This is a genomic window from Paenibacillus algorifonticola, assembly GCF_000971975.1.
Taxonomy (GTDB): domain Bacteria; phylum Bacillota; class Bacilli; order Paenibacillales; family Paenibacillaceae; genus Pristimantibacillus; species Pristimantibacillus algorifonticola.
Genome location: NZ_LAQO01000008.1, coordinates 96,532 through 119,756, shown reverse-complemented (window position 1 = coordinate 119,756; position 23,225 = coordinate 96,532). Strand labels below are relative to the sequence as shown.

At 49.7% G+C, this 23,225-nt stretch carries 19 protein-coding genes; 15 read left to right on the top strand and 4 right to left on the bottom strand.

The genetic code is table 11. The annotated features are described in order from the left end of the window. The first annotated feature begins 58 nt into the window (after positions 1-58). From WH37_RS16675 to nikE, 6 genes are all read left to right on the top strand, one after another. Positions 59-529 carry a CcdC family protein gene (locus WH37_RS16675; RefSeq protein WP_046231867.1) on the top strand — a complete coding sequence of 157 codons (471 nt, stop codon included), beginning with the start codon at positions 59-61 and terminating at the stop codon, positions 527-529. Positions 530-726: 197 nt separating this feature from the next. Further along, a complete protein-coding gene (nikA, locus tag WH37_RS16670) occupies positions 727-2,370 on the top strand; it encodes a nickel ABC transporter substrate-binding protein (RefSeq protein ID WP_414811858.1) in 1,644 nt (547 codons plus the stop codon). 18 nt (positions 2,371-2,388) lie between these two features. Beyond that, the gene (nikB, locus tag WH37_RS16665; RefSeq protein WP_046231736.1) at positions 2,389-3,333 is read left to right on the top strand and encodes a nickel ABC transporter permease subunit NikB; all 945 of its coding nucleotides are present in this window, start codon (positions 2,389-2,391) and stop codon (positions 3,331-3,333) included. Further along, on the top strand, positions 3,330-4,163 hold the full coding sequence (nikC, locus tag WH37_RS16660; RefSeq protein WP_046231735.1) for a nickel ABC transporter permease subunit NikC: 834 nt from the start codon (positions 3,330-3,332) through the stop codon (positions 4,161-4,163). The genes nikB and nikC overlap by 4 nt, the downstream gene beginning before the upstream one ends. Positions 4,164-4,177: 14 nt before the next feature. Further along, positions 4,178-5,011, top strand: coding sequence for a nickel import ATP-binding protein NikD (gene nikD / locus WH37_RS16655; RefSeq protein ID WP_046231734.1), 834 nt, complete (start codon positions 4,178-4,180; stop codon positions 5,009-5,011). A gap of 3 nt (positions 5,012-5,014) precedes the next feature. Continuing rightward, entirely contained in the window at positions 5,015-5,827 is an 813-nt protein-coding gene (gene nikE, locus WH37_RS16650; RefSeq protein WP_046231733.1) for a nickel import ATP-binding protein NikE, read from the top strand. A 142-nt stretch (positions 5,828-5,969) separates the two neighbouring features. On the opposite strand, the gene WH37_RS16645 is transcribed toward nikE, so the two are convergent. After that, the gene (locus tag WH37_RS16645) at positions 5,970-6,626 is read right to left on the bottom strand and encodes a phosphatase PAP2 family protein (protein ID WP_052737027.1); all 657 of its coding nucleotides are present in this window, start codon (positions 6,624-6,626) and stop codon (positions 5,970-5,972) included. Between the two features lie 442 nt (positions 6,627-7,068). Here WH37_RS16645 and WH37_RS35600 point away from each other — a divergent pair, with 442 nt between their 5' ends. Continuing rightward, positions 7,069-7,242 (top strand): hypothetical protein, encoded by a 174-nt coding sequence (locus WH37_RS35600; protein WP_156182325.1) that lies wholly within the window; start codon positions 7,069-7,071, stop codon positions 7,240-7,242. Positions 7,243-7,477: 235 nt separating this feature from the next. After that, positions 7,478-7,795, top strand: a complete 318-nt coding sequence (locus WH37_RS16640; RefSeq protein ID WP_052737026.1) for a hypothetical protein — start codon at positions 7,478-7,480, stop codon at positions 7,793-7,795. A 208-nt stretch (positions 7,796-8,003) separates the two neighbouring features. Here WH37_RS16640 and WH37_RS16635 read toward each other — a convergent pair whose 3' ends face one another. Further along, on the bottom strand, positions 8,004-8,681 hold the full coding sequence (locus WH37_RS16635; protein ID WP_046231732.1) for a cyclase family protein: 678 nt from the start codon (positions 8,679-8,681) through the stop codon (positions 8,004-8,006). Between the two features lie 320 nt (positions 8,682-9,001). Here WH37_RS16635 and WH37_RS16630 point away from each other — a divergent pair, with 320 nt between their 5' ends. From WH37_RS16630 to WH37_RS16615, 4 genes are all read left to right on the top strand, one after another. Beyond that, on the top strand, positions 9,002-9,202 hold the full coding sequence (locus WH37_RS16630; protein ID WP_046231731.1) for a cold-shock protein: 201 nt from the start codon (positions 9,002-9,004) through the stop codon (positions 9,200-9,202). A 228-nt stretch (positions 9,203-9,430) separates the two neighbouring features. After that, positions 9,431-10,597, top strand: a complete 1,167-nt coding sequence (locus tag WH37_RS16625) for a Gfo/Idh/MocA family protein (RefSeq protein ID WP_046231730.1) — start codon at positions 9,431-9,433, stop codon at positions 10,595-10,597. Between the two features lie 184 nt (positions 10,598-10,781). Beyond that, positions 10,782-11,615: a methyl-accepting chemotaxis protein gene (locus tag WH37_RS16620; protein WP_046231729.1), complete on the top strand. Its 834-nt coding sequence runs from the start codon at positions 10,782-10,784 to the stop codon at positions 11,613-11,615. A gap of 81 nt (positions 11,616-11,696) precedes the next feature. After that, entirely contained in the window at positions 11,697-12,650 is a 954-nt protein-coding gene (locus WH37_RS16615) for an aromatic acid exporter family protein (RefSeq protein WP_052737025.1), read from the top strand. A 103-nt stretch (positions 12,651-12,753) separates the two neighbouring features. Here WH37_RS16615 and WH37_RS16610 read toward each other — a convergent pair whose 3' ends face one another. Next, positions 12,754-13,356, bottom strand: a complete 603-nt coding sequence (locus tag WH37_RS16610; RefSeq protein WP_046231728.1) for a hypothetical protein — start codon at positions 13,354-13,356, stop codon at positions 12,754-12,756. Positions 13,357-13,670: 314 nt separating this feature from the next. Further along, positions 13,671-14,597 carry a hypothetical protein gene (locus WH37_RS16605; protein WP_052737024.1) on the bottom strand — a complete coding sequence of 309 codons (927 nt, stop codon included), beginning with the start codon at positions 14,595-14,597 and terminating at the stop codon, positions 13,671-13,673. A gap of 273 nt (positions 14,598-14,870) precedes the next feature. Between WH37_RS16605 and WH37_RS16600 the strand changes: the two genes are divergently transcribed. The 3 genes from WH37_RS16600 (at position 14,871) to WH37_RS16590 (ending at position 23,183) form a co-directional block, all read left to right on the top strand. Continuing rightward, on the top strand, positions 14,871-16,637 hold the full coding sequence (locus WH37_RS16600; protein ID WP_143088511.1) for a vWA domain-containing protein: 1,767 nt from the start codon (positions 14,871-14,873) through the stop codon (positions 16,635-16,637). A 659-nt stretch (positions 16,638-17,296) separates the two neighbouring features. After that, entirely contained in the window at positions 17,297-20,686 is a 3,390-nt protein-coding gene (locus WH37_RS16595; protein WP_046231726.1) for a tubulin-like doman-containing protein, read from the top strand. A 4-nt stretch (positions 20,687-20,690) separates the two neighbouring features. Next, positions 20,691-23,183 (top strand): hypothetical protein, encoded by a 2,493-nt coding sequence (locus WH37_RS16590; protein WP_046231725.1) that lies wholly within the window; start codon positions 20,691-20,693, stop codon positions 23,181-23,183. Positions 23,184-23,225 lie beyond the last annotated feature (42 nt).

Here is a 23,225-nt window from a genome sequence, read left to right as displayed (position 1 = left end):
CAGCCGATGAACGATTATAATGAAATCTATCCATTCTTTCAAAGAAAGCGGTGTGAACATGAACGGCTCTGTGTACGTATTCATTATTTTAATCGCGGGACTAATTTTATGGAGGAGAACGCGCAGCTTTTATCGTCCGATTCGCGGCAGCGGCATACGGTTGCTGCTTCCCGTCCTTTTCATGCTGCCAGGCATAATGATTTTCCTCAATCCCCGTATTCATGCGCCGCTGCTGGAGTGGATCATCGCTATTGTTATTGGCTTAGCGCTGTCGATTCCGCTCATATGGACGACTAATTATGAGGTGCGCGAGGATCAGCAAATTTATGCCAAAAAGAATATGGGCTTCATCGTCGCTTTTCTAGCGATTTTGGGCATTCGCCTGCTGCTTAGAAATTATGTGTCGATGCTTGATCCGGAAACGCTCGCCGCCTTGTTTATGGTGATCGCCTTTTCCTATGTCATTCCTTGGCGCGTCATGTCCTATCTTAAATTCAGAAAGCTCGCAAGAGGACGGCTTGTGGCGTAGTCTTCTGATGTATACAAGCAACAAAAAAGGCAATTGGACCTGTAGGAGGCCCGATTGCCTTTTTTCACGTCATAGGGCAGCAGGGCATTCTCGGAAAGTAAATAATTACATTCATGAGGAAGCTCATTGACAGCCTATATGCTTTTCTCTATTATTAGTGAGAATCATTATTACTGAAATGGAACGGAGATAACGACATCATGATTAGAACGACCAAGAAAACGCTGCTTTCTATTGCAGCCACGATTTTCCTCGTATCAACCGTGCTTATGGCATGCACGAAGCAGGAAGCGGCGCCGAGCGCAAGCAATGGATCTGCTGAAAACACAGCAGTTGTATCTGAAAAGGCCATTACGCTATCTTGGCCGCGCGATATTGGAACGATGAATCCCCACACGTACAACCCTTCGCAGCTATTTGCCCAATCGATGATTTATGAGCCATTGGTCAGCTATAAAGCAGGAGGCAAGCTTGAGCCGATGCTGGCTGAATCATGGACGATTTCGGAGGATGGCAAGGAATACACATTCAAGCTTCGTCAAAATGTGAAGTTTTCCGACGGAACGGTTTTTAATGCTGCGATCGTGAAGAAAAATTTTGATGCAGTCATGAAAAATCCGAGTCTGCACAGCTGGCTTGGCGTAATCAACGTTCTAGACAAGACGGAAGTTGTTGACGAATACACTTTTAAAATGACGCTGAAGCAGGCGTATTATCCAGCTATTCAGGATCTCTCGCTCGTTCGCCCCGTTCGTTTTCTGGGTGAAGCCGGTTTCCCGGATGACGGAGACACTTCTAAAGGAATTAAAGAGCCGGTTGGAACAGGACCGTGGTTACTGGCTGAATACAAGAAGGACGAATATGCCATATTTACGCGCAACCCGAATTACTGGGGCGAAAGTCCAAAAATCGATAAAATCACCGTCAAAATCATTCCTGATGCCGAAACACGCGTATTGGCTTTTGAAAAAGGCGAGCTCGATTTGATTTACGGAGAAGGTGTCATCAGCATGGATGCCTTTAATCAACTGAAAGAATCTGGCAAGTATACAACCCAATTGTCCGAGCCGGTCGGAACAAGAAGCCTGCTGCTGAATACAACCAATGATAAGCTTTCCGATTTGCGAGTGCGTCTGGCGCTCCAGTCCGGCTTTAACAAGCAGGCGATGGTTGAAGGCATTACGCTCGGCCTCGAGGAGAAAGCGGATACGATTTTGTCCAAAAACTTCCCGTATACGGATATTGACGTACAACCTGTTGAATACAATACGGAAAAAGCAGCTGCCTACCTGGATGAGGCGGGCTGGAAGCTGCCTTCCGGCAAAGCGGTTCGCGAGAAGGATGGACAGGCATTAGAGCTGGAATTGATTTTCGACAAGACAGACCCGATTCAAAAAGCGATGGCTGAAACGATGCAAGCCGAATGGAGCGCCATCGGCGTTAAGCTGAACATTACGGGACTTGAGCTCACGACCCAAATTCAACGCCGGAAAGCGGGCGAATTTGACATTGATTTCTGGTACAACTACGGTGCGCCGTATGATCCGCATTCCTTCATTAACGTTGTAGCAGAGAAAGGCTGGGGCGTTGCCGAAGCCAACTCCGGCTTGCCAATGAAGCAAGAGCTGGATCAGCAAATCCATGAAGCGCTTGCCTCGACGGATGAGACGAAGCGCCAGCAGCTTTATAGCTCCATTTTGCAGACGCTGCAGGAGCAGTCGGCAATCGTGCCAATCTCCTATATTAAGAAAACGGTAGTATTCCAAAACAAGGTGACGGACTTTGCGTTCCCTGCGAACCGGGACGAAAATCCTTTTGAAGGAATTAACATTAGCCAGTAGCCAGCAGGGAGGCAATCCATGGTCAGCTATATCGGGAAGCGATTGCTCGCAATTCTTCCCATCGTTCTTTTTGCCATTCTTATTACGTTCGTACTGATTCATGTTTCACCTGTAGATCCGGCGGAAGCCTATTTAACGGCAGCCCACATTCATCCGACGGAGGAGCTATTGGCTGAGAAAAGACATGAATTTGGCTTGGATCAGCCCTTGCTCGTCCAATATTGGCGCACAGTCGTGAAGATGGCGCAGCTTGATTTTGGACAGTCGTATATGACGAATGAGCCGGTATGGGAGGATGTCGTGTCGAAAATGCCTGCGACGGTGCAGCTCGCCGTCAGCAGCATTTTATTTGCGATGCTCGTCAGCATTCCGCTCGGCTTTTTATCGGCCATTTATAAGAACAGCCTGATTGATTATTTCAGCAGAGGGCTCTCTTATTTCGGGGCGTCCATTCCGCAGTTTTGGCTCGGTTATTTATTGATGTTCTTTTTCGCCGTCAAGCTGGATCTGCTTCCCGTAGAGGGCAAGGGCTCTTGGGAGCATCTTGTGCTTCCAACGCTAACGCTGTCACTGGCTCTTATCGCCATCTATACCCGGCTGCTGCGTGCGAGTGTACTGGAGCAATTGCAGGAGTCGTATGTGCTGTATGCGAAGACGCGCGGAATCAAGCAGCGGATTATTATGGTCAAGCATGTGCTGAAAATAGCGTTTTCGCCCGTTATTACAGGACTTGGCATGAACTTTGGCAAATTGCTGACCGGGACGATTATCGTGGAGCAGGTATTTTCCTGGCCGGGGTTCGGACGTTATTTTGTCGATGCGATTTTCAATCGGGATATTCCAGTCATCCAGTGCTATGTGTTTCTCGCGGCTTGCTTGTTCATAATCTGCAATTTAATCGTTGATTTGGTACAGCTTTATATGGATCCGCGAATTTCCCTGAAAGGAAGAACCGACCAGTGATTGCGAGACTACGCACCGTCCTGAGGGGCCAGAAAGTTATTGCCATATGCACGGTCATTTTGCTGGTTTTCGCTATTGTGACCCTGTTAGCTCCATGGATTTCACCACATGACCCCATTAAAGTCAATTTGGCGCTTAAGCTGCAGCCGCCCTCGGCGGAATATTGGCTCGGTACCGACCATTTAGGGCGTGACAATTTTTCGCGCCTGCTGCATGGCGCCCGTATTTCGCTAGGCCTGGCCTTCTTAATTTTCATTGCCTCTCTTGGGATCGGCTTAGTGGTTGGAACCGTTGCCGGGTACAGAGGGGGCTGGTTAGATGCCTGTCTAATGCGTTTTTGCGAAGCAGTGATGACGATTCCGAATCTCGTGCTCGTGCTGGGAATGGTCGGCATTTTTGGACCGGGGCTGATGCAGGTCGTGTTGGCATTGATGCTGGTACAATGGGTCTATTACGCCCGCATGTTTCGCAGTATGGTTGTCAGCTTAAAAGAACGCCATTTTATTACCGCCGCTCGAATCAGCGGCTCCTCCGAGTGGAAAATTATTAGACGGCATATTATTCCGAACGTGCTGCCGCCTATTTTGGTAATGGGAACGCTTGAAATGGGCTGGGCGATTATGGATATTTCGGCCTTATCGTTTCTAGGCCTCGGCATTCAGCCGCCGACTCCGGAGTGGGGGGCGATGATCCATGAAGGCAAAGCCTTTATTCGCAGCCATCCGGAATTGATGTTATATCCAGGCTTGATGATTTTGTTCGTGGTCATTACATTCAACGTATTAGGAGAAGCGTTGTCGGAGCGATTTGGGGTAAAACGACGGATGTGAATAGGATGAGGCCCATGTTGGAAAAATCTCGCAAGGTGCTGCAGGTAAGCGGCTTGCATGTCAAAGTAAAGACGGAGCAAGGGATGCTTTCCCTGATCGAGGATATTCATTTTGATATTGAGCGCGGCCGGGTGCTAGGTCTTGTGGGAGAGAGCGGCAGCGGCAAGACGATCACCTGCAATTCCCTGCTGCAGCTTCTGGACCCGAAGCATACGACTGTCGAAGGCAGCATTCAATTGAATGGCCGTGAGCTGAATGGTCTCAAGGCGGAAGACATGCGGCAAATACGCGGCAAAGAAATTTCTTTTATTATGCAAAATCCAATGAATGCTTTTACACCGGTGTATACGATCGGCGTTCCTTTCATTGAAACGATTCGTACGCATACCGCCCTTACGAAAAAACAAGCTGCAGAGCTGGCAGTCACCGCGATGGAGGCGATGAATTTGCCTGATCCCGCCAAGCTGCTGAAATTATACCCCTTCCAGCTCAGCGGCGGCATGCTTCAAAGGGTCATGATTGCGATATGCATGTGTCTGCGTCCCGCGGTCGTTATTGCCGATGAACCGACGACGGCGCTGGATGTCGTGAACCAATTGCAGGTGCTCAGAGAGCTGGACCGCCTTCGTGTGGAGCATGGCACGTCGATATTATTGATCTCCCATGATTTAGGCGTCATTTCGGAATTGGCAGACGAGGTTGCTGTGATGCAGCATGGGCGAATCGTAGAAAAAGCAGATGTGTTTCAATTGTTTGATCACCCGCAGCATCCGTATACGAAAAAGCTGTTGAACGTAAGACCGAAACTGCCTGACCATCTGAGCGGGTATTTTGAAAATAGGGGGTAACGTATGCTGCTGCAGGTAAAGGAAGTCACCCATACCTATGGTGAAACGAGGCTGCAATGGCGTTCTTCCAAGCGTGCCCCCGTGCTCTCGGGCGTTTCTCTTGCTCTGGAGGAAGGAGAATGCCTCGGTCTGCTCGGGACGAGCGGTGCGGGAAAAAGCACATTAGGAAAAGTTATTCTCGGATTGGAGAAGCCGCAAGCGGGGCAGATTGTTTTTCAGGGACATGACCTTTATCAGTCGGATAGAGCTACCCGCAGATCACTGCGTCGGGATTTGCAAGTGGTGTTTCAGGACTGTTATTCATCGGTCAATCCGCGTGCGACGGCGGAGCAGATTATTGGAGAGCCATTGGAGAACTATGAGCGTCTGTCCGTACAGGAGCAAAAACGAACGATCGGCGGGCTGCTCGAACGGGTTGGCCTGAAGCCGGACGATATGCTGAAATACCCGAATCAATTTAGCGGAGGCCAGCTGCAGCGCATTAATATCGCTAGAGCGATTGCCTTGAAGCCAAAGCTGATTGTGCTGGATGAATCGGTGAGCAGCCTCGATATGGTGAATCAAACGCATATTTTGAGTTTGCTAAGCGAGTTGAGGGCAGATTTTGGGCTTTCGTACGTGTTTATTACGCATGATATTAAAGCGGCCTACTCCATATCGGATAAGCTTGCAGTGATGGAGCATGGGCAAGTAGTTGAGATGTGCGACGATAAAGATCAAGTTTTTGCATCCACTCATCAGGCAGTGAAAAAACTGCTTGCCGCGATGCTCCCTGAGCATCCTCGGTATCGTTCACGATCCTTGGGTAGTATTTAATAGACATAATCGTAAGAAAAGAAGACTCCAGCACCACGTTTACAGTGGTTTTGGAGTCTTCTTTGTTTACTTTTGTAAGGACGGGTTCTACTCGGCGCGAATTTGGTGCGTGATTCGCAGCGGCAGTGAGCTCGCTGCTCGGTCACATCGCCTTGCTGCTGACGTATTGCTTCTTGCGCACATAGAGGCGGTTAGCCGCCATGCGAACGAGCTGATACGTGACCTCAGCGACGAGAATGCCGCCAACGACATCGAGCAGGGAATGCTGCTTAATGAATACAGTAGAGGCAATGATAAGCCACATGAGGACGCTCCAGGCGATTCGGGAAACGTTGCTAAGCTTCAGGTCGCGGTTGATCGTAATGAACAGCAAATAACTGGTGAGGCAGTGCACGCTTGGAAAACAATTAAGCGGAGCGTCATTGCTATAAATAAACTGTACCAGCGTCAGCGCCAAATTGCTCGGTTCAATGTCCGGGCGCGGCACATACGTGGCGAACATTAGAAAAATCACATTGCAGCCCATAACGGCAATATTGTAGGTAGCTAGAACGCGCCAATAAAGCTTGCGATCAACAATCGCAAAGTAGATAAACGCCAAGTACATGACAGGCATCCAGCTCACATAAGGGAAGACGAACCAGGAGAGGAAAGGTATTTTCAAGTCAATCCAATAATAGTTGTAATGGACGGTTTCAATGGCACCTGCATTTCTCCCAATCCATAAGTAAATCAATCCTTGTATATAAATGGTTGAAACACCCAATACATGCCACCATCGTAAAAAAAACGACTTCATCACTGCCTCCTTAAGCAACGCACTTACAATTTTTTAAAATATAAGCATTTATAAGTATCACACTTATAATGGGCTCATATTTCACCCTCGAAACGTTAGCTTTGCCGCCGAGGACGGCGCCAGCCGTTTACGCTAGTTATTTCTATGCCTTAACTATAGACAATTCAGCGTCTTATTTCAAATTGTATGCGATTTCCCTGATTTCTCCTGAAACACAATGACGCTTTCGTGGGCAGGCGATACAAGCTATTTGAGCCGAGTTGGTACGTTATCGGGGGAATATGGCAGGATGTTTCTGGATACCTCCCATGAGCTTGTGAGATAGTGGCTAAGCACAAATTATCGGGCCTGAGGCGGTCTGACCGGATTTTATACATTCGGCAAAGTCCGCTATACTTAAAGAAACCCAATCGCACGGGAGAACAAAATGGAGGTTACTCACTTGACTTACAAGAAGATGTTGGGACGCCGAAACGAAATTCTGAAACGACACTTGAACTCATTCATTCTTAAAAATAACCGGGAAGGCTTGAGCGGCCAAGAGCACAACTTTTACCAGAGCATGCTCAAGGAGCTGTACCAAGGCGAATCACAGCTGAATTCGATGAAAAGCTAGGCTCAGTGAAAACAAACGCGTATGCATCAAAAGATATGCAGGCAAGTGGAATATGGTTCCTATAGGCTGCTGGGAAATGCCCAGCAGTCTTTTTCTTGTCGTATTTTTAGACATTAACGCCCCTCTCCCTGCTTAAGGGTTTATGATCGTTATATGTATTTGTAAAATTAGAGAAAACGAACCATTTGCCTATCAGGGGCCAATATAGAGTGAATACCCGCTAGGAGGCGCCCCTATGAAGGATCAAGACATTCATTCGTGGCTGACGCGGATGATCCAGGTTGATTCGGAAGCATTTCGCTATGTGTATGAAGCAACAAGTGATCATGTATTCCGAACGCTGCATTTATTTTTGAATAACCAGGAGGATGCAGACGATGTGATAAATGAGGTGTACATGCAACTGTTTAAAAGCTTGCCAAGCTCAAACAATGCAGCCGTTCCGTCCTTGGCTGAATGGCCTATTAATGAAGCAGGCGAACAATTGGCGGCGCAAGCAATGGCGAAAGCCAATCCATCTGGTTCAGTCCAACGGATGAAAATCGCAGCTTGATTTTTGTAGATACGCAGCAGGATTCATCGGTGATTTATACGATCAGCAGTTTTGCAGCGGATGTGACGAAGGAGCAGTTTGTCGCTATTGGAGAGCAGTTGGATAAATGATCAGAGGATGAAACATTAACGGGAGAGAAATCCATAGCCGAGTACGAGCAGGTTAACAGGCGCTCGGCTATGGGTTTCTTTTTTTGCGTGCTAAATACTCAATAGCGTTTTTCCGCGAAAACCGTAGCGAAGCTGCTGTCGACTCCTTCAATATACAAAGGCACCGCGTAGACGACGCTCACATTGGACAAATTATGATTTAAGTTCATATCCTCGATCAGCAGGATGAACCGTCCATCCACCCGGTCTTTTCCAAGCATGGTTTGGTGGAAAGCGATGCCTTCATCCATATGCAGCGGTGAGGTAGAAGAAATGAAATCCATGCCTACGGCTCGCAAGGAATCAAATACCATTAAGTAATTAGCAGCAGAAGCTGAAAAACCCGGATTATGATTGCCGTAGCGAACAGGGTCGGAAGTGCGGATTTTCCCGAACCCTGTGCGTATGATCAGCAAGTCTGTGCCAGCGATCTGATGTGCAAAGGGCTCAAGATCTGCTTTAGTAATCAACTCGTCATCGGTTTTTGGAATATCTAAGACAGTCACATGATGAAACACAAAATAGTCTATGGGAAGTTCGCTTAGCTTTTTGCCTTGCGGATTAAAATGCCATGGGCCGTCGATGTGAGTGCCGTTATGATTAATGGTTTTTATAATAAATTGATTAAACAGATCGCCTTTTTGGATGCTGAACTGCTGCACGATCTCAGGCGGGGGATTATCTTTATAAACAGGAGTATTCACACTTAGCGGATAGGACAAGAGCAGTCGCTTCATTTTACTACTCTCCTTTTTATTTATTTTGTAGGTCTGCATATAACGCTCTCTCCACTATCTTATGATGCAGCGGCATATTCATGTTCAAAAAAGCTTGAATAACCGAATAAACCCGCTGTTTCCGCGCTTTATTTTAATCGCTTACATTTGCGCTGGTGTTTTCTAAACAGTTGTGGTATGATAAGGATAATAAAAATTAGACCTGAACTCACATATGATAGAAGGTTATGGTTTTTGAGGTTATAGCCTGCTACCATATGTGATTTTTTTATTTTTAACGAAATAAAGGGGTCATGTTTTATAAAGAAGGAGGTGCTCTTATGCAAACAGGAACAGTTAAATGGTTTAACGCTGAAAAAGGCTTTGGTTTCATCGAAGTTGAAGGCGGAAACGATGTATTCGTACATTTCAGTGCAATCACTGGCGACGGATTCAAAACTTTGGACGAAGGTCAACAAGTTGAATTCAACGTGGTTCAAGGTAACCGTGGACCGCAAGCCGAGAACGTTGTAAAGCTGTAGGCTTTAAAACGGACTAATTGCCCGAAAGGGATTAAAGACAGCTGTTTGGGATTTTTCCCGGCAGCTGTTTTTTTATGTTTTGGAAAGAATCGGTACAGACGCCCGGTTGTATGCGCGTTGACGAAAGGGTGGTCGAGCGCTACACTGAAAGGGAATCATGATTAGGATGACGAAAGCGCTTACCAGAAATAAAGCTTTTTCCATTAGACTAACGGGTTGGTGAAGAAAGTGGAGAAAATAAAAGTAGGCGTAATTGGAGCCGGTTTTATTGGCCCTGCGCATATTGAGGCCTGCCGAAGGCTTGGCTTTGTAGAAGTGGTAGCGGTTTCCGGCTCGGACCAGAGCAGAACGGAGAAAAAGGCACGGGAGCTGGGTGTGCCGCTCGCGTATGGCGATTATCGGGACATGCTGAAAAATCCCGACATTCAGGCGATTCATAATTGTACGCCGAACCATTTGCATTATCAAATTACGAAGGCAGCCATTGAAGCGGGCAAGCATGTGCTGTCGGAAAAGCCGCTTGCGATTTCAAGCGAGGAATCGGCGGAGCTGCTGCGGCTTGCGAAGGAGAAAGGTGTCGTCCACGGCATTAATTTCAATTATCGCCAGTTTCCGATCATTCAGCAGCTTGCATCCATGGTAAGGGACGGCGATTTAGGCAAAGTCAATTTGGTTCACGGCAGCTATTTGCAGGACTGGCTGCTGTACGAAACCGATTATAACTGGCGGATGTCGTCGGATATTGGCGGCAGATCTAGAGCGATAGCGGATATAGGCTCGCATTGGTGCGATTTGATTAAATATGTAACGGGCAAAAAGATTGACGCGGTGTTCGCCGATTTCTCGACCGTGCATCCGGTACGGAAGAAGTCGAAGCAGGCTTCCGAAACGTATCAGAAGCATGGGGATAATGTAGAATATGAAGATATAGCGATTGATACAGAAGACTATGCTACCGTCTTGCTCCGTTTTACCGATGGTACGAAAGGGGCTTTCTCCGTATCGCAAGTGAGCGCGGGACGCAAAAACCGGCTCAGCTTTGAGCTGAATGGCTCGGAGAAATCGACCTTCTGGAATCAGGAGGAGCCGGAAAAGCTGTGGATTGGCTACCGGGACAAGGCAAATGAGGTGCTGATGGCTGATCCGGCACTTTTTGCAATAGATGCCCGTTCCTCGATTCATCACCCGGGAGGCCATAATGAAGGCTGGCCGGATGCCATCAAGAACATGATGCAGCATTTCTATGCGTATATTCGCGACGGCAAGCAGCTAAGCGGAGAAGAGCCGCCTTTCGCAACATTTTTGGATGGGCATATTTCGATGAGCACGACCGATGCTATTTTGCAAAGCCATGCGACGGAGAAGTGGGTTAAGGTTGAGGTTTTGGAAGTATAGTGGAAATAGAGACATGGGCTTCTTCATAGGAAGCGCTATGTCTTTTTTTTTACCTTCCCCCTTTTTGAATCAGAAGCCTTTAACAAATGAGTACACAGAATTATTATGAATTAACACTCCATAAAATTAACCTTGCTGTCGATATTATAGTATAACGCTTTTGATAAAGGGGAAATGGGAAAATATGACTACCGTTCAAGCTCTGATTGAAGCTATGCCATTCATCCGACAAATGATTCGTGAAAATGTTTCACTATCCATCATTGATGAGAAAACCTTTGTGTATTTTGATGCAGAGGACCCATTCAAGCTCGGTTATAAATCTGGGGACCCTTTGCTGGAGGTTAATCAGAACTATAAGGATTTGAACAATGGCAACGAGAAGACGGTAGCCCATATTCCGAAGGAAATAGCGGGTGTACCGCTGGATTGCTTATTTTTACCTATAAAAAATGAACAGGGCGAAATGCAAGCTTGCCTGTGCGTCACCTACAAAATGGATAATCAAGAGCTGCTTGGACAGCTCATGGACAAGACGGAGCATTTTAATGGGAAATTACTCGATGGTGTTCAACATCTGGCCGCCCATTCGGAGCAGTTGAACTCGACATCCGAGGAAATTTTAATTAATACGAAGGAAGCAGTCGAAAAGTCACGCGATGTCAATAAAGTTGCAGGCTTTATCCGCGAAATCTCAGAGCAAACCAACCTGCTTGGACTCAATGCAGCAATTGAAGCAGCACGTGTAGGCGAAGCGGGAGCAGGGTTTGGCGTGGTGGCGTCGGAAATTCGCAAGCTGTCCGTGGATACGAAAGGCGCGACAACGCAAATTGAGCAGTCGCTCAAGCTGGTACAGGAGTCGATCAAGCTGATGGAAACGGAAATTGCCGAAATAACTTCATCTTCCCAGGAGCAAGCGAAGCTGGTCAGCAATCTTATGGAGGTTATTGAGCAGATAAGCGAAACGGGGCTGGAAATGCACGCCTTCATCAAAAAAGTGATATCGTATCAGCATTAAATCGATAGCAGAGGGCGATTTTACTACATTTGCGGATGTATGCTATGATTCGAGCATGCACTACAACTGGAATGAAATCGGGTGAAAGTCATTAAAATTGGTTTTCGGACGATTAAGACGGCGGTTGGTGTCAGCCTGTCGATCTTAATCGCCCATTATTTGCAATTGGAAAATTTTACAGCTGCGGGTATTTTGACGCTGCTGTGCATTCAGCGCTCCCGCCGCCAGTCGAATCAAGCGGCGGTCAGCCGCTTCCTTGCCTGCATGGCGGGCATGCTTTTCTCCATGCTCATGTTTCAATTGCTCGGCTACCACGCGTACGCCTTCTTGGTCGTTCTGGTGCTGTTCATTCCGTTTTGCGTGAAGCTGCGCATTCATGAAGGCATAGCCAGCAGTGCGGTTATTATGATGCATGTATTTGTCCATGGCAAGGTGGAGGTTTCTTTTCTGCTCAATGAGCTGTTCGTCGTCGTGATCGGCCTTGGCGTCGCGCTTCTTGTAAACAGCTACATGCCGAGTATCGATAAGGAAATGACCCGCTACAAGCAGGAGACGGAGCGTTATATAGCAGCCATTCTCAAGGAATATGCCTTGTATTTGAAGAAGGGGTATACGCTGTGGGATGGCAATGAGCTGCTGCAGCTGGAAGCGGTGCTGCGGAAGGCGAGCCAGATCGCCCAGCTTGATGCGGAAAACTACCGGTCGTTGAAGAAAGGGCCGAGCTACCGTCAATATTTTGAGCAGAAGCGCAAGCAATATGATTTGCTGGAGCGACTGCTGCCGCTTGTTTCACAAATTACGGCACAGCTGGAGCAAGGCGAGCGAATCGGCGAATGTATGGAGCAGCTCAGCGCCTACGTTGGCGAGGCGGAGTCTTCGCGAGAAGACCGTTACGATTATTTTTATGAAATGCTGCGCGGCGTGCGCGAATATCATAAGCTGCTGCCTTTGCCGCAGACGAGGGATGAATTTGAAAACCGCGCCAGCCTGTTTGCGGTGGCCAATGAGCTGGAGCGTTTCGTCAATACGCTGTAGTTCCTGAGCCAAACCACACAAAAATGAAAGCCAAGCTATTCTCTTCCTGCACAATGGGAGAGGGGGGCTTGGCTTTTTTATGGTTTGGGGACAAGTCTCGCTTTCAGAAGAAAGAGAAGGGCAGGCGGAAGAGCGTTTTTTTCTTATGCGGCTTGCGCTCCATGCAGGCTGCGGCAGGCTGCACGGCAACAAGCGACGACAGCTGCTTATTTCGCTCCTGCATGCTCGACAGGGAGGCCGCCAATTGATTGAGCGTCTGACGAATTTCCTCCAGCTCCTCGCGGTGATGAAGCAGCTGTACGCCTATGACCTCATCAGCTTTGCGCGACAGCGTTCCTTCTATGCGCTCCAGGCGCTCTGCCAGCTCTTCCTGCGGGTTTTTGAAATCCCAAGCGGATTCGATTTTGCTCTTAGCTTCATCTAGGTTGAAAGTGGGGAAGTGAGCGGCAGCACCGGCAGCAGCTTGCTGTAGTCCAGTGGGATCAACCGTTTGCGCTAGCTCAGGCAATGTCATCTCATGCAATAGCTCTCCTGCCTCAAGCTTGGTCTTTATGCTTTGCAGCTTCTCTAAAGCGGGCTCATCAAAAATATAATGACCGAACATATCCTTGCTAAAGGAGGCAGGGAATAGGGCAACCCAGCGTCTGATCGTCGTTTCGCTCACAGCTAGCTGTCTGGCAGCATCTTTCGTTTTTAACAGATTCATTAGCGAGCACCTCGTTTCATTCGTCTTTGCTGTAAAGTATTCGTTGTGGATAAGGTACTCCCTGCTAGGGTGACAAAGGTAGTGTCGAATCGCTAAAACTAGTGTGAAACTGCCGAAAAATGCCCCTGTCGCGCGAGCAAGCGCGCTTTCTCCCGTAATTGGGCAAGTCCTAAACAATCAGGGCGTCCAAACGTACGAGGAGGGCTGTTTTTCGACAGCAAAAGCTGGGTTTACGCTATTCTTTTTACCTAAAAATAGGTAGTATAGAGAAAAGGAAGTTTTTCCAGCTTTAGGCCAGCTGCCATGTGGCCGTTCTATTGAAACTGAGTGTCCCATTTGTACTTTTCATTATAGATTTCGGAAACCTCTGCGCCAAGCGCTCCCCAGTTATGCTGCGGGTTATTGCGAATGACATTATAGAGCCTCAGGAAGCGGTCCTTCGGCAGCTTGCGCGCATAGCGCATAACCAGATGCGGGTATAAAATGACGTAGCGCTTCAAGCGGACGGCTGCTCCGGCAATGCCTATGAGAATGTGCTCCCCGTCCTTCATGCGCAAAATTTGCGCTTCATGAATAAGGGCGTAGCGGAACGCCTTCTCCTTCAGCAAACCCCGTTTCAGCTTGGATAGCTCGCCCATGTATTGGACGAGATCCGGATTGAAATGGTCGAGCAGCAGCGGCTCCAGCATCAGATCCATATCTTTGCGCAGCACGAACGATTGCAGCAGCAAAATTTGCTCCACCTTAATCTGGTCGGTGCGGACGAGCGTGCCAATCTCGCGCAGCATTTCATAGGCTTGCTGCTTCTCATCGTTGTGGAACACCTCGATCGCGGCTTCGCGGTCGAGCCGCAGCCCGTCAACCAGCTTGAACGATTCTCGCTGCAGCAGCTTCCCTAACTGGTAGCTTTGCCGTTCCGTGCGGGTGTTTCGGCGCAGCATCCATAGGAGGATGAGAGACGTTACGCCGCCAGCGGCGCAAAGACTTGTCTGCAAAGTCGACTCCGAAAAGAATATTCCAGCGGCGACAAGGGCAAGGATGAGAATAGTTTCCTTAACGATGCCTCTCCGTTGCAGCGATAGCGCCTTTTTCTCCAGTTTAATGAGGGAAGATTTTCCGCAGGAGGGGCATATTTTCTCGCCAAGTATGGTGAAGCGGCCGCAGCTGTGGCAAATTTTAAGCTTTTCATAAGCTTGTCGTGTTTTAATGTAGGGATTCAGCTGCACGGGTATCTTTTTCATCAGGAGTTCCCCCGATCGCTGTTCTTAAAGATGGCAAAGGCAAGCTGATCGAGCTGCTCGGGCGTGGGTGCTTTTTTACGCTGATTGTAGTAGTGAATACCCCGGAGCAAGACGAAAAGAAACAATATTCCTAGACATACGTATGTAACCATAAGCGCGAGTCCTCTCTTATGCTTGAAGTGATTTAAGCCATTCTATCAGGTATACTGACAGTATATCATTATTGAGACAACAAGGACCAATATGCTTAATTTGTGGAGAAGGAGCCAAAAGATGATTCAAATATATCGTTACCTCACCATGTTATTACTTATTACGCTGCTTCCAATCGCTGGATTTGCTCCTGCACATGCAGCCGCGCAAAGCTCGCAAATCGACGCCGTTCTGGTACTGGATGTCAGCCAGTCGATGAGCACGAGCGATCCGGGAGGCATCGGCAACGAGGCGATGAAGATGTTCATCGACATGCTGTCCGAGACGGGCGATCAGGTGGGCATCGTATCTTATACCGATCAAATTCAGCGGGAGAAGGCGCTGCTCGAAATTAGCTCGGCTGCCGATAAAACGAACCTCAAGCAATTCATTGACCAGCTCAAAAGAGGGGCATATACCGACATCGCCGTCGGCGTGAAAGAGGCGGTGCAAATTTTGAATGACGGCGCCGACCCGGATCATGAGCCGCTGATCATCGTGCTGGCGGACGGGAACAACGATTTTAACTCGAAGTCAGGCCGCACGCAGGCCGATTCGGATGCAGATATGGCTGCGGCGCTTAAGGAAGCGACCAGCAAGGGGTATCCGGTCTATACGATTGGCCTGAATGCGAATGGCAAGCTGAATAAAGCGGCGCTGGAGAGCGTGTCGCAGCAAACGGGCGGCAAGTCGTTCTCCACGAATACAGCGGCGGATCTGCCGCAAATTCTGAGCGAAATTTTCGCCAGCCACTTGCAGCTGAATGTAGTGCCTGTCGATTCTTTTACAGCAGATGGCAATTATCAGGATGTAAAAATCTCGGTGCCAAACAGCAACGTGCTCGAAGCGAATATATCCATTACGTCCTCCAATCAAGTGGAGGCGAGGCTCATTGATCCGTCCGGCAACAAAATAGCTATTCCGAGCGATCAGGTGCTGCTTTCGACGTCCAAAACGTATTCCCTGATGAAGCTGCTGGGGCCGGAAGAGGGCGATTGGACGCTTCAAGTGAAGGGCGCTGATCGCGACAAAATCGACATCAATCTTATTTTCAACTACGATCTGGCGCTGGAGATGGATAAGCTGAAAAGCTCATCATACAGTAAAGGTGACAGCATCCCGATTAACGCTTATCTGGTAAGCGGCGGGAATAAGCTAAGCGATCAGGAGCAATACCGCAACATGAAGGCGGTTCTGTTCGTCAATGATTTGGATACTGGGCAAACAGAGGAAGTTCAGCTGAACCATGCAGGCGATCATTTTGAAGGCACCTATAAGGTGGCAGACAAACATGATTATGAGCTGAAGGTTCGTGCGGAGGAGGCAAGCTTCTACCGTGAAACAGCTGTCGTGAAAATTAGTGCAAAAGGCGGCGCTTCGGCGAGCACAGGCACTGGAGCAGCGGCGGAGAGCGATAAGCCATTCCCGCTCATTCCCGTCATTATTGGAGCGCTTGGACTAATTGCGCTGCTGGTTGCTGCCTATTTCATTATGCGCTACCTGAAACAGGCGCGGCGCGGCTTTGTCGGCCAGATGGTCATCGAGATTCGCGATGAAAATACGGGCGACAAAACATTCCCGCAGTATAAGAAGCTGAACGCCTTCCGAGGCAAATTCTCGTTGCATCAGCTGCTGCAGCTGGCACCGGAGCTGAAGGAGACGGAGAAGCTCATATTCGTGCCTGGCAACAGCGACCGACTAGTCCTTCGTAATGGCTCGCCGTGTACGGTGGAGAAATCCGGGCGTGCTGTTGATGCCAGCGGCGGTCTTGAGGTCAAGAGCGGAGAGCGGTTGACGATTCCTTTGCAGCAGATCGATAAGACGATTTTTATCGAATATATTGTATAGATGGTTTTGGGTTTCATAAAACCTTTGTGGGTGGTGAAGAGTTGAGCTGCGCTGCGTGAAAGGTTTGGCTTACGATCGCTGTTGCCCTTGGAATTGTTGGAATAAACCGCTCAGCGGTGCAATTCCAAGGGCAAAGGCGAACGCTCCGCTTCTCCAGCTCAAACCTTTCACTTCGCTCCGCTCCCCTTTCACCGCAAGGGTTTTAAAGAATGCTAAAACCATGGGGGGGTCCGGCGGGGAAGAACACCTCGCGTAAACCTAAAGATGAAAGATGAAAGATGGAAGATGGAAGATTAAAGAAGAACTAAGATAATGAGCAAAAAAAGAATAATAAAAGAGTAAAAAAGAACAAAAACAAAGAGCAAAAAATATTAGGGGATTTGCAGGGGGTAAGGGCCTTGCGGTCGTCTATTGTAGATAGACTTTTGCGGCAATATGGGGTTAGAAGTATGGTGAGAAAAGCGGAATGGAATGAAAAGATTGGACTGTAGAAGCGTTAGCGTTCGTTTTTACCCTTGAATTTCCCCCTTGGGGATTAATTCATAGAAATTCAAGGGTAATGGCGATCGGAAGCCAATCTTTTCATGCAATGCAGCTTCTTTCTCGCCATCCTTCTAACAAGTATAAGCAATGATTCATACCATTTGGAGGTAGAACGAATGAAGCCGATTGTTAGAGAACATATCCAGCAGCTAGACGTTTCATTAGGCGGAGGAATCGTCAGTGAGAAAATCCGCGTCGATACGATCGATAATCCGATTCTCATTATTGGACTCGGCGGCACCGGCATCGATGCGCTGCTGCGCCTGAAATATCAAATCAACCGCCGCTTCAAGCTGCCTGAAGATCCCTTGTCCAAACGCAAGCTGGAAAAGCCGAACAATGTCGAGTTTCTAGCTTTTGAGACCAATGAACAGGACCGCAACAAAAAATATAAAGGCATCGGCCTCGATCCGATCAATGAGTTCGTGCTGCTCTCAAATGCAGAAGTCGGCGGGCTGCTGCAAAATCGCAGCATTTTGGAGCCTTATATTACCGACTGGCTGTCGCCAGAGCTGAGCATTACCGATGGCATGAACGGCGCGGCAGGCGTACGCCAAGCTGGGCGGCTGCTGCTTTTTACGAAGATCAATCAGGTTGTCCAAAGCATCGATAAAAAAATCAAGACGCTTTCCGTCGGCACGAGCAAAAAGCTAATGGTATTCCTGCTTACCGGTCTATCCGGTGGTACGGGCAGCGGCTGCTTTCTTGATATTTCGTATATCGTGCGCGGTATTATTGAGCGCGATCATGGCTCGGCGGGCGTTGACCGCGTCAACACGCTGGGGTACCTTTTTACGCCGGATATTAACCTTGCGAACAAAAGCTTAAGCGAGCATACCCGCGAATATATTAAGAAAAATGGCTACGCCGCGCTCAAAGAGCTCGACTACTGGATGAATGTGGACGCTCGCGGCGAGCGCTTCAAGCAGCAATACGGCAGCATTCTCAGCGTCAATTCGCCGCTTCCGCCGTTTAACCTTTGTCATCTGATTTCGGCGACGAATACGGAGGGCAAGCTGCTGGAGAACGCTTATGACTACTGCATGAACGTGACAGCGGAAAATATTACGAACTTTATGGCGAGCGAGGATAAGCAATCCGGCGAGGAATTTGCCATTCATGACTACATCAGCAACATCCGCACGAATATTGCGCAAATGAACAAGCAGTATCCGGCGAACTACGATTACAACATTATTGGCGCTTCGTCGGCGGTACTGCCGATTGAGGAAATGACGACCTTTTTGGCGTATCGCCTGTTTAGCAAAATGGACAAAATGTTCCACAAAGCGCCGACGCAGGACGATGTGGAAAAATTCGCCCGCAAGCTCGGCATTGATCTCGATACGATGATCAAGACGTTTGAGTCGCGCGTGCCTGAGCCGCTTCCGGGTTTTGAGAACAGTGAGCGCATGAGCTACAGCAACGTCGTGAAGATGCAGGTGGTCAACATGGATACCGAGCTGGAGCAGACGTTCCTGACGCGTGCCCGCGAGGAATATGTGAAGGCGAAGAAGCAGCTGCCAGGGGAAATCGTCGGTCAATTTACCGACCAAATCCGCCGCACCTTCCTGCATCCGGAGCAGGGGCCGTTTTACGTATCCCGCCTGCTGCACACCGAGAAAGGCTTCTGCCTGCTGAAAATGCTGCTTTCCTACATTGAAGTGCTGCGCGAAACGCTGCTGCGCCTGCCGCGCGACATTGAGTCGGCAAGCATTCAAGCGGAAGAGCGGATGGGCGATGCCAAGAGCGCCTTCGTGTCCAAGGACAAGAAGAAAAACAACTACATCGAAGCTAAAATCAATGAATATTGGCTGCGCGCCGATGTAGAGCGTACCGAACAGATGATCGAGTTCTACGAGGATCTGTATCAGCTGCTGAATAACGAGAATAATCGCTTCTACAGCGTATTTACCGAAGTGCTGAACGTGCTGAACGGCATTTTTGCGAAAAATGGCGATATTCTGATCAATGGCGACGAGCAAGCCGATCACAAGGGCAATAAAACCTACTATTGGAATTTGGTCGGCGTGCCGGACATTTCCGATGTGATCGCCCGCATTATGGAAAAGAAGGATGTGGATGATCTCATTCGCGACTTCTCGCAGGGGCTGCTTGACCATTCCGACCAGTGGGTGAAGGAGAAGGATATTGATATCGTCAATTCCATTTCCGACTTCCTCACCGATAAATTCGGCGATTTGATCACAAGATCGATGGAAGATTTCCTCGTAATGAAATATGGCAATGACGAGTCGATTGAGAAGTTCGTCGAGCGCTTTATTGCGACTAAGCTGGATGAAGAGGCAGTTGCCGTGTTCAATCTAAGCAACAGCTCAGGCAATCTGCATTTCCCTTCATGGGGCTTCGTATCGGTGCCGCAGCATGCGCCAAGCATACTCAAGGGCATTCGCAATTACCAGAGCAATGCGGTAGGCAAGTCGCATTTCACCATTAAAGAGAGTGAAGTGAAAAACCGGATTTTCTGGCTCAATACAAAAAATGGTGTGCCGCTGTTCGTCTATACGCCGCTTAAGGTATATGAAGAAAGCTATGAACGGACGATTCTCGATAAGGAAGGCATCGGCCGCCATCTCGTGATGACGGAGAAGGTCAACTGGACGAATCTGCCTTCGCCAATTCCTGAGAAATCATGGGGCGATACGTACAGCAACGCGAGGGTGAAAGGCTACAATGCCCGCGTTCGTGCCGAATTCCAGCGTGCGCTTGGCTACCGGATTATTAGCGAGAAGGGTGTCGACAACAGCATGAGCAGCCGTTATGCGGTGCAGTTCACCCAGCCATTCCAGCTGCAAACGCTGCTCAGCTCGTACAATATGGAGGCCGCTGCTGCGAAGCCGAATCTTGGTGAAGTGAAGCGCGCTGTCATTGAGCTTCGCCGCCTGCTGGCTGAAGGCTTGGCGCCAGATGGAGCGAAGGATATTTTTGGCAGCCTTAATGAAGATTTGGCGCAGGAAAATCTCATTCGTTCCCCAGAGCTGCTGGCGCGTGTGCGCGAGGAGCTGGCGAAATATGATGCGATTAGCGACAAGGCCCTTGAGCTTGAGAAGCTGCTGAGCCTGCATCAGGATGAGGAGAAGTGGCTGGATCAATTTATTGAGGCGCTCTATACGGATACGATTGTGAAGAAGGGCGCGCTTTACGTCTATGACCGTGATCCGGAGGAAGAGGCTTGGGCGCCATTCGCCAATCTGATGAAGAGCAGCAGCTTTGTGGAGCACGAAGTGTTTGAGAGCTTCCGGGCGCTGGATGAGAAAAACCGTGCCGCTCTGCTTCGCAAGGCATCGCGCCGTGTGACGGATTTGACGGCAACGGAGGATACGAAGCTGCTCGTTCATAAGCTGGATGAGCTGTTCAGCGCATTCCTCGACGCCCGCGACCGCTTGGAGTACGAGCGGATTGAGCTGGCAAACGGTGAAGATTTGTACCAGTTCTACAAGCAAATGACGAGCAAACTAAACGACATACGCAGAAAGTTGAAGTAGGCCTATGAGAGAGCTTCTGGAGCGGTATGCAGCTGATTATGCGGCTGCCGAGCAAATGCTCAGCGGTCATGGTGACGACCAGAGCATCATTCATTATCCGACCGTATTTTTGTATATTGGCGACGAGGCAGGGCAAGCGATTGAGCCCATGATCCAGATGAATGCGGCCAAATGGGAAAATAGCGCTGGCGTGATTTATTTTCACGCCGCGTCCACTCCAAGGGGCGGCGGCTCAGCTAGCGGGAGTGGCGGGCAAGCGTCAGCCGCGGGCGCAGCAGGAGCTTCTGCCGGAAGCTACGCGGGCAGCAATGCAGGATATGCCGGCGGAAACGGACGGCAGGCGGCGAGCGCCGCCAATGCCGCCAAGGTGACAGAGGTCGTGCTGGACGGCTTGTCGTCGTTTGGCAGCGACCATAGGACGGGGCGCAAGGAGCTATGGGAAGCTTTCCGCGGCAATGCCGGCTATTTGGCTGACCTGAACCGCGCGCTGCGGGGAGTCAGCGATACGATTGCCGATTATGGCAGGCTGTATGCCTCCTTTGATCGGCTGCATTTGGCGGTTATTACGCGTGCCGATGACCCGATGAATGCGCTGGTGCCGGATATTTCCCTGCTGGCACAGGCGATTTTTCAGCAATCGTTCAAATCCGTGCAGATGGATCTTTATACGCTTATCAGCGAGCGTGAGCAAATGGATACCTTCGCTCACGCCAGTGCTATTGGCGTGAGTTTTCTGCGCGAGCTGGAAGGGATGCAGCAGCCGGATTATACGTTCTCGGCGCTGCTTGAGGTGACGGGCGACGGACTGGCGATTCCGGTCATCCACCCGCCGTCCCCGCTGTTCGATCTCGTCTACGTGCTGTCGGACCGCAATGAGAAGGGCATGACCGCCGTTAACGGCATTCGTGACAATTACGATATTATTTGCCATATTCAGCTGCTCAAAAACCGCAAGCGCAAGGACGCGCAGGTGGACGTTGCCTACGGCGGCTATAATAACTCGACGTTCAAGAACAGCCTGCGTACGGAATCAGGCAGGCAGGGCTTCGTCTCTGCGGGGCTGTCCAAGGTGAAGCGCCCGAATTATTCGATTGCGCTGACGGTGCTGTATCATCTGCACATGCAGCTTTCGCAGCTGCTGGCGAAGGAGCCTGAGCTCAGCATGCGGGAGAAGCTCGCCTGCTTCGGACTCGATCCGGCCTCGGTCGATGCGATGCTGACACAGCTGCTGCCAAGTGAGGAGCAGCTTGCCGACATGACGGGACTGCTGACCTCCGGCGTCCGTTATGAGCAGCTGAAGCCGTTATCGCTGCATGGCGCCGAGGAGGAGCTGTTCGGGGAGGGGGCCTCTGTCTTTTTCCATAATCATTTCACCCGCACGGCGCAGCAGCGGCTGTCCGAATTTGGCGCAGCGCCAGAAATGCGGCGTGCAATCGCCAAGTTCGTACGGGAGCGTACGGACATTAGCTTTTACCAGCTGTGTGCTTGGACAGAGCCAAGCGGCGAGGATGGCAGTGTGCTCGCAGGCGTCCGCAGCCGTATCAAGGAGCTTGTGATCGCGGTGGAGCAAGCGCGCGAGGAGCTGGAGCGCACCCAGTCGGGACGCGCGGAGGATGTCCGCATTCAGCGGCTGCCTTTTATGGATAAGCAAAATTTGCGTTCGTTTATCCGTGCTTTTTTTGGGCTGGTGTATGGCCAGAAATGGGAGCTGCTCCGTTTGGAGCTGGAGCTTTCGCTGTATCGCCGCTTGGCGGATGAGCTGGAGCAGCTTCATGAGCTGTATCGCCTGCGCGTTAAGCAGATGACGGATATGGCGGATGTCATGAAGACGACGGCGCTGCAAAGCATCAAGACCGCTGACGATTACATCGGACAAAATATTTTTGAATATTACGCCCGGGTAACGGGGGATATTGTGCTGAATGTGCAGGATAAGCGGGGAGCGGGCATCTGGTTTGATGAGCGCTATCTCGGTTCGGCGGCGGAGCTGCTGGAGCAGGGCAATGAGGCTTATGTGAATAAGCTCTCCGAGCTATGCTTGAAGCATGTGCTGACGGCGGAGCCATTCGCCCAGACGTTTGAGGAGGAGCTGCTTCGCAGGGCGAATGTGACGATTGACTACAGCAACCGCCAGGCGCTGGCGAAAGAGGATTTGTTCAAGCGCCTCTACCGGACGCTGGAGGAGAACGCGTCGATCAACGTTCGGCTGCTGGATTACACGCATGAGCATCGCTACGAGGAAAAATATATGTTCGGCGATGCGGACAGCGAGTTTGTGCAGTATGCGCTTGGCGTCGACGAAACGTCGCGGATTTACAAGTTCGGCTGCATTCACGAGAAGCGCAGCAGCGGTGTGGAGAAGCTGAACCTGATGGGCGGCTTCCATCTTGAAGACCTGCTGTATTATCGCAATGGCAAGGTGTATTACGAGACCTATAGAGAGAACGGCTACGCGTTCCACGGCGTGGACCCGGCGGGCTTGCCGGAGCTGCGTTAGAGTCGTGTTGAAAAAGCCGAATGAATGTAAGAGAGGATGCTA